This is a genomic window from Sphingosinicella sp., assembly GCF_052388015.1.
Lineage (GTDB): Bacteria > Pseudomonadota > Alphaproteobacteria > Sphingomonadales > Sphingomonadaceae > Allosphingosinicella.
Genome location: NZ_JBQTIN010000069.1, coordinates 1 through 11,875, shown reverse-complemented (window position 1 = coordinate 11,875; position 11,875 = coordinate 1). Strand labels below are relative to the sequence as shown.

General features: G+C 68.4%; 16 protein-coding genes. 7 read left to right on the top strand and 9 right to left on the bottom strand.

Translation table 11 applies throughout. The annotated features are described in order from the left end of the window. Nucleotides 1-1,106: efflux RND transporter periplasmic adaptor subunit (locus ACT4N3_RS06020; RefSeq protein WP_444854306.1), on the bottom strand; the 1,106-nt coding region annotated here is incomplete at its 3' end. Between the two features lie 184 nt (nt 1,107-1,290). Here ACT4N3_RS06020 and ACT4N3_RS06015 point away from each other — a divergent pair. Then, nucleotides 1,291-1,566 (top strand): GlsB/YeaQ/YmgE family stress response membrane protein, encoded by a 276-nt coding sequence (locus ACT4N3_RS06015; RefSeq protein ID WP_444854305.1) that lies wholly within the window; start codon nt 1,291-1,293, stop codon nt 1,564-1,566. A gap of 17 nt (nt 1,567-1,583) precedes the next feature. On the opposite strand, the gene ACT4N3_RS06010 is transcribed toward ACT4N3_RS06015, so the two are convergent. Then, a complete protein-coding gene (locus tag ACT4N3_RS06010; protein ID WP_444854304.1) occupies nt 1,584-2,264 on the bottom strand; it encodes a GcrA family cell cycle regulator in 681 nt (226 codons plus the stop codon). Nucleotides 2,265-2,328: 64 nt separating this feature from the next. On the opposite strand from ACT4N3_RS06010, the gene ACT4N3_RS06005 reads away from it, so the two are divergent. The 5 genes from ACT4N3_RS06005 (at nt 2,329) to queC (ending at nt 6,923) form a co-directional block, all read left to right on the top strand. Then, nucleotides 2,329-3,168 carry an ABC transporter permease gene (locus tag ACT4N3_RS06005; protein WP_444854303.1) on the top strand — a complete coding sequence of 280 codons (840 nt, stop codon included), beginning with the start codon at nt 2,329-2,331 and terminating at the stop codon, nt 3,166-3,168. A gap of 156 nt (nt 3,169-3,324) precedes the next feature. After that, entirely contained in the window at nt 3,325-3,693 is a 369-nt protein-coding gene (locus tag ACT4N3_RS06000; protein WP_444854302.1) for a hypothetical protein, read from the top strand. Between the two features lie 119 nt (nt 3,694-3,812). Further along, nucleotides 3,813-5,000, top strand: coding sequence for an aspartate aminotransferase family protein (locus ACT4N3_RS05995; protein WP_444854301.1), 1,188 nt, complete (start codon nt 3,813-3,815; stop codon nt 4,998-5,000). Nucleotides 5,001-5,161: 161 nt separating this feature from the next. Beyond that, on the top strand, nt 5,162-6,091 hold the full coding sequence (gene hslO / locus ACT4N3_RS05990) for an Hsp33 family molecular chaperone HslO (protein ID WP_444854300.1): 930 nt from the start codon (nt 5,162-5,164) through the stop codon (nt 6,089-6,091). A gap of 151 nt (nt 6,092-6,242) precedes the next feature. After that, nucleotides 6,243-6,923, top strand: coding sequence for a 7-cyano-7-deazaguanine synthase QueC (queC, locus tag ACT4N3_RS05985; RefSeq protein WP_444854299.1), 681 nt, complete (start codon nt 6,243-6,245; stop codon nt 6,921-6,923). 7 nt (nt 6,924-6,930) lie between these two features. On the opposite strand, the gene ACT4N3_RS05980 is transcribed toward queC, so the two are convergent. From ACT4N3_RS05980 to lipB, 4 genes are all read right to left on the bottom strand, one after another. Beyond that, nucleotides 6,931-7,596 carry a hypothetical protein gene (locus ACT4N3_RS05980; RefSeq protein ID WP_444854298.1) on the bottom strand — a complete coding sequence of 222 codons (666 nt, stop codon included), beginning with the start codon at nt 7,594-7,596 and terminating at the stop codon, nt 6,931-6,933. Between the two features lie 105 nt (nt 7,597-7,701). Next, on the bottom strand, nt 7,702-7,983 hold the full coding sequence (locus tag ACT4N3_RS05975) for a hypothetical protein (protein ID WP_444854297.1): 282 nt from the start codon (nt 7,981-7,983) through the stop codon (nt 7,702-7,704). A 136-nt stretch (nt 7,984-8,119) separates the two neighbouring features. After that, complete coding sequence (locus tag ACT4N3_RS05970) at nt 8,120-8,377, bottom strand: hypothetical protein (protein ID WP_444854296.1); 258 nt, start codon at nt 8,375-8,377, stop codon at nt 8,120-8,122. A gap of 90 nt (nt 8,378-8,467) precedes the next feature. Then, complete coding sequence (lipB, locus tag ACT4N3_RS05965; protein ID WP_444854295.1) at nt 8,468-9,124, bottom strand: lipoyl(octanoyl) transferase LipB; 657 nt, start codon at nt 9,122-9,124, stop codon at nt 8,468-8,470. A 93-nt stretch (nt 9,125-9,217) separates the two neighbouring features. On the opposite strand from lipB, the gene ACT4N3_RS05960 reads away from it, so the two are divergent. Beyond that, a complete protein-coding gene (locus ACT4N3_RS05960) occupies nt 9,218-9,955 on the top strand; it encodes a hypothetical protein (RefSeq protein WP_444854294.1) in 738 nt (245 codons plus the stop codon). Here ACT4N3_RS05960 and ACT4N3_RS05955 read toward each other — a convergent pair. Genes ACT4N3_RS05955 through ACT4N3_RS05945 form a run of 3 tightly spaced genes read right to left on the bottom strand, consistent with a single transcriptional unit; the run spans nt 9,932 to nt 11,822 of the window. Next, on the bottom strand, nt 9,932-10,516 hold the full coding sequence (locus tag ACT4N3_RS05955) for a GNAT family N-acetyltransferase (protein WP_444854293.1): 585 nt from the start codon (nt 10,514-10,516) through the stop codon (nt 9,932-9,934). The two genes, ACT4N3_RS05960 and ACT4N3_RS05955, sit on opposite strands and share 24 nt — an antisense overlap. Then, complete coding sequence (gene hemF / locus ACT4N3_RS05950) at nt 10,513-11,376, bottom strand: oxygen-dependent coproporphyrinogen oxidase (RefSeq protein WP_444854292.1); 864 nt, start codon at nt 11,374-11,376, stop codon at nt 10,513-10,515. Before hemF ends, ACT4N3_RS05955 begins: the two co-directional genes overlap by 4 nt. Continuing rightward, nucleotides 11,373-11,822, bottom strand: a complete 450-nt coding sequence (locus ACT4N3_RS05945; protein WP_444854291.1) for a tRNA (cytidine(34)-2'-O)-methyltransferase — start codon at nt 11,820-11,822, stop codon at nt 11,373-11,375. The genes hemF and ACT4N3_RS05945 overlap by 4 nt, the downstream gene beginning before the upstream one ends. Between the last annotated feature and the right edge of the window lie 53 nt (nt 11,823-11,875).

The following is an 11,875-nucleotide window of genomic DNA, read 5'->3' as shown; positions in this document are numbered from 1 at the left end:
ACGACCACGCCGCCATCGGTGACGGAGCCGACCGTGATCGCGCGCCGCTCGACGGTGTTGTTGTTGCCGACGACCATCACATATTGGCCGGCATCGTCGGTCAGCACCGCCGATTCCGGCAGCAAGGGCGCCGACGTCGAGCCCGCGTTGATCTGGACGCTGGCGAAGCCGCCGGGCCGGAGTTCGCGATTATAGGGGACGAGGATGCGCACCTCGCCCTGGCGATTCGTCGGGTCGATGATTGGCGAAACCTGCCAGACCGTGCCCTGGTAGCTCTGCGCGGAGCCGACGGGAGTGACCGTCGCCGGCACGCCGGTGCTCAGCCGCGCGAGATCGGTCTGCGGCAGCCGGGCGCGAAGCTCCATCTGGCCGCCGGCGGCGATCCGGAAAAGAGCGGGGGAGCCCGCGCTCACGACCTGGCCCGCCTCGACGCTGCGGCTGAGGACGAGCCCGGCGGTCGGCGCGCGCACGTCGAGCCGGCCGATCCGGGCGCGGCTCGCGGCGAGATTGGCCTGGGCCACCCGCACCCGGGCGGCGGCGGCATCGCGGGTCGCGGTCAGCCGATCGATATCGGCCCGCGAGACGAAGCCGCGCGGCAACAGCCGCTGGCCGCGATCGAGATTGGATTGGGCCAGATTCACATCGGCGCGGGCGACGTCGATCTGCGCCGCCAGCTGCGCCGCTTCCTGCGTCTGCACCCGCCGGTCGATCACCGCCAGCACCTGGCCGGCCCCAACCCACTGGCCGGGCTCGACCAGCACGCGCACCACCTGGCCGCCTTCACCGGGAATGCCGACCGGCATGTCGCGCTGGGCGGCGAGCGATCCGGTTCCGGAGATGATCGCCGCGACGTCTCGCCGGCCGGGCACGATCACCGTGACTGCCGGCAGCGATTGGCCCTCGGCGCCTGCCTTGGGCGCGGCCGCCTTCTCGCCGCCGCCGCCGAACGCGAACAGGCCGGCGACCAGCAGCGCGACGACCGCCACGACCGCAATGATGATGTTGCGCCGCCGCTTGCGCCGCCGCTCCAGCTCGTCCTCGTCGACGATGACCTCGTCGATCGCGTCGCGCCGCCATTTTGCCGTTTCGAAATTCATCGCCTTCATCGTCCCCACTCACGCAGCGCGTCCTGGACGCGGTCGGTCGCGGCTGTATTATCCGAATACATCACCCCGGACAAGCGCAAATCGGGACCCCAGTGCCAGCGTGTCCGGGCGGCGCTTTACATGCTCGCCGGCCGCTTTACCAACGGACTTTGCGGTCGGGGGTGCGGCAGGAAAGGGTATCGATATGGATCTCGGCCAATATCTCAGCGACGATTATGGCTGGCTCGCCTGGATCGTCATCGGCTTCATCGCCGGCCTCGTCGCGCGGGCGATCACGCCCGGCCGCGATCCCAGCGGCTGCATCGTCACCGTCCTGCTCGGCGTCGGTGGTGCCTTCCTCGCCGGCTTCCTCGGCCAGCAGATGGGCTGGTACCGGCCGGGACAGGGCGCCGGCTTCCTGGCCGCGATCGCCGGCGCGATCCTTATCCTGATCGTCTATCGATTCCTCGCCCGGCGCTGAGGCGTCAGCGCAAGCGCCTAGCGGACTCTGGGTCCGCCGAACGGCAGCGGCGGCGGCGGCTTGCGGTCGCGGCGCGGCAGTTGCGCCTGATAGGCGACGCCGCAATGGGCGACGCAATAGGGAAAGCCGGGATTGGCGGGGTCCCCGCAGAAATGGAAATCGGGCTCGCCGGGATGACCGATCGGCCATTTGCAGATCTTCTCGTTCAGATCGAGCAGACCGGTCTTGTCGGCGATCTCGGGGCTCGGCTTGGCCGGGACGAGCCGGCGCGGCGGGGCAGGGGGGATCGGCGCCTGCTGGTCGCTCGGCCCCTGGCGGATGAAGCCGCCCGGCCCGATCGAGCGGACGATCGGCTCCGCCGGCGGCGCGGCGGACGGAGTCGCGGGCGGCGCGGGCGCGGCCGAAGCGGGCGGCGTGGTCCGAACCGGTTCGGGCTGCGGCGCGGGCCGGGCGACAGCGGCCGGCTTTTCGACAGGCGCGGCGACCTTGGCCGGCGCGGCTTTTGCTTTCGCCTTCGGCTCCGGTGCCGGCTCGTTCGCCTTAACCGGGGACGGGCGCGCCTGCAGCCCCAGCCGGTGCGCCTTGCCGATCACCGCGTTGCGGGAAACGCCGCCCAGCTCCTCGGCGATCTGGCTCGCCGTGACGCCCTTGGTCCACAGCGCCTTCAGCCGGTCGATTCGTTCGTCGGTCCACGACATCAATGAAGTTCCTCATGCCTGGCGGCTTGCCCTGCCCGGCGACCGCGCCTAGCGACCGCTCCCGATGACCGACCAGCCTTCGAATTGGGTGCGGACCGATCCCGGCGTCCCGATCATCCGGAACGTCAATTGGGGCGGCCTCGCGACCCTCTATGTGAAGGAGGTGCGCCGTTTCTTCAAGGTCCAGCTGCAAACCGTCTGGGCGCCGGCGATCACCACCCTCTTGTTCCTGGTGATTTTCACGGTCGCCCTGGGCCGCGACGGGCGAACGGTGATGCTGGACGGCCAGCCGGTGCCGTTCGCCGATTTCCTCGCCCCCGGCCTGATCGTCATGGCGATGATCCAGAATGCCTTCGCCAACGCGAGCTTCTCGCTGCTGGTCGGCAAGATCCAGGGGACGATCGTCGATTATCTGATGCCGCCGCTCTCCACCGGCGAGCTGATTACCGGCCTGATCGGCGCAGCGGTGACCCGCGCCTTCCTGGTCGGCTTCGCGGTGTGGCTCGCGATGCTGCTCTGGCCCGGCGTCCATGTCGCGCCGAATCACCTCTGGGCGATCGTCGGGTTCGGGCTGATGGGGAGCATGATGCTCGGCTTTCTTGGCCTGCTGACGTCGATCTGGGCCGAGAAGTTCGACCATGCGGCGGCGGTGACCAATTTCGTTGTCGCGCCCTTGTCGCTGCTTTCCGGCACCTTCTATTCGATCGATTCGCTGTCGCCTTTGTTCCGGACGATCAGCCACTTCAATCCGTTCTTTTTCGTCATCTCCGGCTTCCGCCACGGCTTCGTCGGCGCGGCCGATTCGCCGCTCCTGTTCGGCGCCCTGCTGCTGCTGGGGCTCAACGTCGTGCTCGGCATCTGCTGTTACGCCTTGCTCCGCAGCGGCTGGAAGTTGCGCGCGTAACGGTTCCGCGCCCGGCCGCGCGCAGGTGCCGAGGCGTCGTTTCGTTCATATAAACTGCGACAATTATGAACGGATTCTGTCGCCGGCGTTCACCCGCGGCCCAGCGCCGGAGGGCTAAACCACGCCTTAGCGACAACTCGCACCAAGGAGGCATGTATGCGTAAGTTTCTGATTTCGATCGCCCTCGGCGCCGCCACCGTCGCCGCCGTTCCGGCCGCCGCGCAGCCCGAATATGCGCGCGTCGGCTGGCATCGCGGTGGCCCGAGCCGGGGCCAGGTGATGACGCTGGTCAGCGACCTCAACCGGGCCGAGAACCGGATCGAGCGCTCGCTCCGCCGCGGCTTCATCTCGCCGCGCGAGGCGTTCGGCCTGCGTCGTGAGGCGCGCGGCATCCATGTCCGTCTCAACCTGGCGTCGCGCAATGGTATCGGCCAGCGCGAGTTCGCCAGTCTGCGCTTCCGGGTGAATCGCCTGGAGCAGCGGGTGACGATGGAGCGCCGCGACTGGGATCGCCGCCGCGGCTAGGCGGTGATCCATGGGGCCGCGTTCGTTGACGCGGTCCCACTCAGAATTCTATAGCTGGACGGGAAGGCGGTCTCAGGCAAGAGGCCGCCTTTCCTCTTTGCTCTCGAAGGACGCCCGCGATGACCATCACGCCCCTCATGCCCGTTTACCCGCGCTCGCCGGTGCGGCCGGTGCGAGGCGAGGGAGTCTATCTCTATGGCGAGGGCGGCGAGAAATATCTCGACTTCGCCAGCGGCATCGCGGTCAATCTGCTCGGCCACGGCCATCCCGTCCTGACCAAAGCGATCCAGGACCAGGCGGCGACTTTGATCCACGTCTCCAACCTCTACGGCAGCCCGCAGGGCGAGGCGTTCGCGCAAAGGCTCTGCGACCTCACCTTCGCCGACACCGTCTTCCTCACCAATTCCGGCGTCGAGGCGGTCGAGTGCGCGATCAAGACGGCGCGGCGCTACCACCATCATCATGGCCGGCCGGAGAAGCACGAGCTGATCACCTTCTCCAACGCCTTTCACGGCCGCACATTGGGCACGATCAGCGCCACCAACCAGCCCAAGATGCGCGACGGTTTCGCGCCGCTGCTGCCCGGCTTCACCGTCGTCGAGTTCGACGATCTCGACGCGGTCAGGGCGGCGATGGGCCCGCACACCGCCGGCTTCCTGATCGAGCCGGTGCAGGGCGAGGGCGGCATCCGCCCGGCCAGCCCGGAATTCATGAAGGGCCTGCGCGCGCTCGCCGATGAAGAGGATCTGCTGCTCGTCCATGACGAGGTCCAGTGCGGCTACGGCCGGACCGGCAAGATGTTCGCTTATGAGCATTACGGGATCGAGCCCGACATCATGGCGGTCGCCAAGGGGATCGGCGGCGGCTTCCCGCTCGGCGCCTGCCTCGCCACCGAGAAAGCGGCGGCCGGGATGGTCGTCGGCACCCACGGCTCCACCTACGGCGGCAACCCGCTCGCTTGCGCCGCCGGCCAGGCGGTGCTCGACGTGATCGCCAATGACGCGTTCCTCGATCACGTCACCCGCATGGGCGAAAGGCTGCGCGGCGCGCTGGAGCAGATGATCCCGAATCACGACCATCTCTTCGAAAGCGTGCGCGGGATGGGCCTGATGCTCGGCGTCAAGATGAAGTCCGACAGCCGCGCCTTCGTGAACTATTTGCGGGAGCAGGGGCTGCTCACCGTCGCCGCCGGCGATAATGTGATGCGCGTCCTGCCGCCGCTGATCATCGAGGACGCGCATGTCACCGAGTTTGTCGAGAAGCTCTCCGAGGCCGCGCGGCGCTACGAGGTGCCGCAGGCGGCCTGACGCAAGCCTCCCGGGGACATGCTATTGCGTGTCCCCGCCGGGTGTTTCCACCACAGCTGTCGGTTCGCATTTCGCTCGTGGGCGGGGACACGCAATAGCATGTCCCCGCGCGCGTCCTCTCTCTCTTGACCGGCCGGCGCGTGTCGCCACATCGGAGGTTCATGGCTTCCTCGCCCGCTCCCGACACGGCCGCATCCATGGACACGGCGCTCGGCTTCGCGCTTCCGGCGCGACACGCGCGCGGGCGGCTGGTGCGTTTAGGGCCGGTCCTCGACACGATCCTCGCCGCCCATGCCTATCCCGCGCCGATCGCACGGCTGCTCGCCGAGGCGCTGACCGTCACCGCCTTGCTCGGTGCGATGCTGAAGGAGGCGGGCGGTCAGCTCACCCTCCAGGCGCAGACCGAGGCGGGGATCGTCGACCTTCTGGTCTGCGACTATCGGGGCGGCGAGCTCAGGGGCTATGTCCGCTTCGACGCCGATCGGCTGATCGAGGCCGGCGTCATGCCCTCGCTCTTCGCCTTGTTCGGCAAGGGCTATCTGGCGATCACCTTCGATCAGCCGGTGCCGGGCAAGGACACGCTCGAACGCTATCAGGGGATCGTGCCGCTCGAAGGCGACAGCCTCGCCGACGCGGTCGCGCATTACTTCGTCCAGTCCGAGCAGATTCCGAGCCTGGTCCGGGTGGCGATCGACGATGCCGGCCATGTCGCCGGCGGCCTGCTGCTCCAGCATCTGCCGGAGGGCGAGGAGGGCCGGGACCGGCTCCACGCCCGCCTCGACCATCCCGAATGGGAGCATGTCCGTCTGATCGCCGAGACGGTGAAGGCCGGCGAGCTGACCGACCCGGACCTGCCGCTCGACGACCTGCTCTGGCGGCTCTTCCATGAGGAGGACGAGGTGCGCGTGCTGGCGAGCGTGAGGCTGGCCAGGGGATGCCGGTGCGATCCCGACCATGTCCGCTCCGTCCTCGCACGGTTCGCGTCGGAAGAGCGCGCGGCGATGGCGGACGACGATGGCTTCATCCGGGTCGATTGCGAATTCTGCTCGCGCGCCTTCCCGATCGCCGCGGCGGAGCTCGAACAGCCTTAACGCGGTTTTAACCATCTGACTTTATTACGGGGCCGTGCCTTTCTTGGGCACGCTTTCCTCCCTAGCAGGCTTAGCAGCCTGAACTGGGCCGCTCCTCGGGAAACCGGGAGCGGCCCATTCTTTTTCCGGCGCGCTCGATTATAGCGCCGCCATGAGCAACGCCGCGGTCGTGCTCCTCTCGGGAGGGCTGGATTCGATGGTCACCGCCGGCCTCGCGCGGGAGGCCGGCTATCGGCTGCTCGCGCTCACCGTCGACTATAACCAGCGCCACCGGATCGAGCTCGACGCCGCGCGACGGATCGCGGCTGCGTTGGGGGTCGAGCGGCACATCGTCCTGCCGCTCGATCTCACCGGCTTTGGCGGCTCGGCGCTGACCGCCGACATCGCCGTGCCGAAAGACGGCGTCCAGCCCGGCATCCCGGTCACCTATGTGCCGGCGCGCAACACGATCTTCCTCTCGCTTTGCCTCGGCTTGACCGAGGCGGCCGGTGCGCGCGACCTGTTCATCGGCGTCAACGCGCTCGATTATTCCGGCTATCCCGATTGCCGGCCGGACTTCGTCGCGGCGTTCGAGACGATGGCCAACCTCGCCACCAAGGCCGGGGTGGAGGGCGACCGCTTCCGCGTCCATACGCCGCTGATCGCGATGACGAAGGCGGAGATCGTCCGGGAGGCAGACAGGCTCGGGCTCGACGCGGGCATGAGCTGGTCCTGCTACGATCCGACGCCCGATCTCAGCCATTGCGGGCTGTGCGATTCCTGCCGGCTGCGCGCGCTCGGCTTCGCCGAGGCGGGGCTGCCCGATCCGACCGATTATGCCGAGCGACCCTGAACCGGCGTCAATTCCCTTCGCATTCCCGCCGCTCCCGGCCGCGCAGCGCCGAGCAATCCTGAGTCAGAGCCAGCGGCGCCAGCGGCACCGGCATGCGGGTGAAGTAATAATTGTCGGCCACCGCCGTCAGGCTGGCGCGCAGCTCGCGCATCCGCGCCTGAGCGACAGCGAGGAACTGGCCCTTGGGCCGGGCGAGCGTGTCCTTGCCGATCCGCGACGCCGTCTGGCAGAAACCGAGCTGCGCCTGCAGCGTGGAGAAATTGTTGTAGGTTTGGGTCGAATAATCGTCGAACCGGCGCGGCCCGTTGCGTGGCCCGTGGATGCGGCGGAAATAGCCTTCGAGGGCGGTGTATGCGGCGGCGAGCTCGCGCGAATGATGGGCGAGGATCGCGTTGTAATTGTCGACCGTGCGCAGGTATGGCGAGAACTGGCATTGCAACGCCGCGACATTGAGCCCCGAGCGCAGGTTCCAGATCAGCCGCGCCCTCGCCTCGGCCGGCGTCGCGCCGGGCAGGGGCACGCCGACCATCGGATCGCCCGGGTCCATCGGACCGGTGGGATAGGTCGTCGGATAGAGCAGGACCTGCGCCATGGCGGGCGCGGCCGTCGCGCCGGCGATCAGCGCCAAAGCCGCAAGGGTTGCCTGGCCGGTGCGCCGCATCGTTCCGATCATCCGACCCTCCCGCCGGGACCACCCAGCCTCATTTTCGTAACTTGCCGGACGCAAGCGCCCTAGCCGCGCGGGCGACGCCCGTCGCGCGGCGGCCACGCTTCGTCCTTACATGCCGGCGATATTGCTCTGCACCATGGTGTTGCCGCCGGTGTCGCCGCCGCGGTTGGCGGGAGCCTCGACGGTGTTCGTCATGTTCGACACGGGCGGCAGGGCGTTGGCCGTCGTCTCGATCGCGCTTGCGTCGTTCATCGGCATCGACAGGTCGTTGGCGACGCTGGCCGCATTGGCGGCGCTGTTGGTGGCGGCCGGGCGGCTGCCGCAGCCGGCAATGGCCAGGGCGGCGCCGGCGACGAGCGCCAGTTTGGCGATGTGAGTAGAAGCGCGCATGAATCCTCCCGCTGAAACGCCCGCCTTAACGTCGCCCGGCACGGCGGTGCAAGCCCGGCCGCCCGGCACGCAAGATAAGAGGGCCGCCGGTCGCCCGGCGGCCCTCCATAGCGAACCTATGCGATCCGGTGTCGGATTACATCTTGTTCGTGGTCGAGGTCGACGTCGTGTTGGTCGTCGTCGTGCTGGTGTTGCCAGCCGGCGCCATCGCGTTGCCGGCGGGCGGCATGGCGTTGGTGTCCATGCCCATGTCCATCGCATTGGCGTCCATCATCACGTCGTTGCCGAGCGTCGTCGTCGAGGTGTTGGTGGTGTTGGTGGTGGCGGTACGGCTGCCGCACGCGGCGACGGTCAGGGCCATGCCCACCATCGTGATCGTCAGAAGTTTACGCATCAGAAGGTCTCCCTAGGATTGGTGATTTGGTGGGTAGGCCCCCATTTTCTCCAAATCGGTCGCGACTCTTATACGCAATGACCACCGGCCTCAAGCCTCCCCGCCACGCTCCCCGAGCGCGGTGAGAAATCCCCCAAGCCCGCGCCTGAGCGCTTGATCGAGGCGGGCGAGACTCGCGTCCAAACCCAACTCGGCGAGGCTGGTCACCGGAAACTCCCTTATGCCGCACGGAACGATACCGGAAAAGTGGGAAAGTTCCGGGTCCGCATTGATCGCCAGGCCGTGCATCGTCACCCAGCGGCGGACACGAACGCCGATCGCGCCGATCTTCGCCTCGCGACCGTTCGCGTCGGTCCAGATGCCGATTCGGCCTTCCGCGCGCCACGCGGCGACGCCGAGGTCGGCGAGCGCCGCGATCACCCAGCCTTCGAGCGCATGGACATAGCGCCTGAGATCACGCCCGCGCCGGTCGAGATCGAGCATCACATAGGCCACCCGCTGGCCGGGCCCGTGATAGGTGTAGCGGCCGCCGCGTCCGGCGGCGAAGACCGGGAAGCGCTCGGGATTGAACAATTCGGCCGGATCGGCGCTGGTGCCGGCGGTGAACAAAGGCGGGTGCTCGAGCAGCCAGACCAGCTCGCCGGCCCCGCCCTCGCGGATCGCCGCGGCCCGCGCGTCCATTTCGGCGAGGGCGGTCGGATAGGGAACGTGGCCCTTCGCGATCCGCCATTCGATGTCGGGCGTCATGGTCCTTCCTTCGCCCCGCGGCGACGGCGCGACAAGCGCCTTTGATCGTCGCCCGCGCGCGGATATGGTCGGCGCTGGACGGAAAGGACAGGCATGGCGTTTTCTTATAGCGCGGCGTGGCGGGAGACGACGCAGTTGATCGGCCGCGAAGGCCATCTCCTCGCCCCCGTCGCCGGCGTGTTCCTGTTCCTGCCCTCGGCCCTGCTTGGGGTCATGTTTCCGGCGCCGGAGCCGCGCGACGTCAATCTCTTCTGGCCGGAGATGGCGCGCTATTATGCCGAGATCTGGCCTTGGCTCTCGCTGGCCGCGCTGGTCGGCATGATCGGCACGATCGCGATCCTGCGCCTGGTTCTCGTGCCTGGCACGAGCGTCGGAGCGGCTTTGGTCAGCGGCGCCATCGTGCTGCCTTTCTATCTCCTGCTGACCCTCGCGACTGGATTGATCATCGGCGCAGGGCTGCTGCTGCTGATCGTCCCCGGCCTTTATCTGACCGCGCGGCTCGCTCCGGCCGCGGCCGTTCTCGTCGGCGAGGACCGGCGCAATCCCGCGGAGGCGATCGGCCGCGCCTTCGCGCTCACGAAGGGACACGGCTGGGCGGTGCTCGGCTACATCCTCATCGTCGGCTTCACCGCGCTGCTGGCGTTCGGCGTGGCCGGCTCGGTGATCGGGAGCGCTCTGATCATCGCCGCCGGGCGCGAGACGGGGGTGGTGCTGGGCGCGATCGCCGGGGCGGCGTTCGACACCGGCTTCGGCCTGCTCCTTCTGCTGGTCTATGTCTCGGTTTACCGGCTGCTGGCACCGTCGCCGTCACTGTCGACTACTTTCGATTAGCGGCACCTGCGGCGCGGCATCCCTCGGCAGCAGGCCGGCGACGCGCGGGTCAGGGAAGCTCTCGAACGCGCGCCGCTTCGCCACGAAGCCAGCGCGGAGGTATGCGGGCAAGGCAGCCGGATGATCGAGGCTGCACGTGTGCACCGCCACACGGGTCACGCCCGGCGCCCAGGCCAGCGCCAGCGTCTCGGCGAACAGCCAGCGGCCATGACCCTGTCCGGCCAGCTCTGGCGCGAGCGCGAGGAAGCGGATCAGGCACTCGCCCGAGGTGCGGAAGTCCAGCTCGACCAGCCCGCAATCCGTGCCCGCTTCGTCGCGAACGACATGAATCTCGGCGGCGGCATCGCGCAGCTCGGCATCCTCCATGCGCAGGCGCGAGAACCACAGCCACTTGCCGCCGATCTTGCGGAACAGGTCCCGGTAGCGCTCGGGGTCGAAATCCTCCCAGCGCTCCATCCTGAGCGGCGAGGGAAAGATCGGCGCCGTGGCGGGACGCTCCGTCATCTCCAGGTAAGTCACGACCGCGCCGAGATGCCCCGGGGGAATGTCGATCAGGCTCACGACCAGGTCGCCAAGGGGGGGAGGCTCATCAGGATCGCGTCGACATTGCCGCCGGTCTTGAGCCCGAACAACGTGCCGCGGTCGTAGAGCAGGTTGAACTCCGCATAGCGCCCCCGCCATTCGAGCTGCCGGGCCCGGTCCCCGTCGCTGAAGGGCGTTTCCATCCGCCGCCGCACCAGCGCCGGAAAGATGTCGAGGAACGCCTCGCCGACGTCGCGGGTGAAAGCGAGATTCTCCTCGAAAGTGACGCCTTCGCCCGGCGCCATGCATTCGAGATGGTCGTAGAAGATGCCGCCGACGCCGCGATGGACGCCGCGGTGCGGCAGCCAGAAATAGTCCTCCGCCCATTTCGAGAAGCGGCCGTAATAGGTCTGGTCGTGCGCGGCGCAGGCGGCGCGCACGCGCGCGTGGAAATCGGCCGTGTCCTCCTCATAAGGGATCGGCGGGTTGAGGTCCGCGCCGCCGCCGAACCAGCGTCGGGTGGTGCAGAGGAAGCGGGTGTTCATATGGACGGCGGGCACATGCGGGTTCGCCATGTGCGCGACGAGGCTGATGCCGGTGGCGAAGAAGCTGGGATCGTCGGCCGCGCCGTGGATGGTGGCGGCGAATTCGGGGCTGAACCGGCCGCCGACGGTGGAGACGTTGACCCCCACCTTCTCGAACACCTTCCCTTTCATCACGCCGCGCACCCCGCCGCCGCCGGGAGAGCTGTCGGAGTCTTCGCGATCCCACTCGACATAAGTGAAGGCGGCGTCGCTACCGGCATCGCGCTCGATCGCCTCGAACGCGGCGCAAATCCGGTCGCGCAGGCTCTCGAACCAGTCGCGCGCCGCCTGCTGCTGATCGTCGAGCGGGATCATTCGGGCCAGCCTCCGGTCTGCCTGAGCGCCTCGGCGAGCGCGATGCCCGCCGCGACCGCGAGATTCAAGGACCGCGCGCCGGTGGCGAGCGGAATGCGGATGCGAAGATCGGCCCGTTCATGGACGAATGGCGGCGCGCCGGCGCTTTCCGAGCCGATCAGCAGGGTGTCGCCGGGTTCGAACTGCGCTTCCGGCAAGCGAAGGTCGCCGCCGGTCGTGAGCAGCGTCAGCCGGCCGGGCAGGGCGATGAGAAACGCGTCCCAATCCGCGTGGCGAGTCACGTTCGCGATCTCGGCATAGTCCATCCCGGCCCGCCGCATCGCCCGCTCCCCCCAGGGGAAGCCGCAGGGCTCGATCACGTCGAGTGGCACGTTGAGGCAGGCCGCCAGCCGCATCGCGGCGCCGACATTGCCGGCCTGATCGGGCTGGAAGAGGGCGAGGCGCATCGGGCCTTCCTTATCCTCCCCACGATTTCGTGGGGAGGGGGACCAGCCTCCGG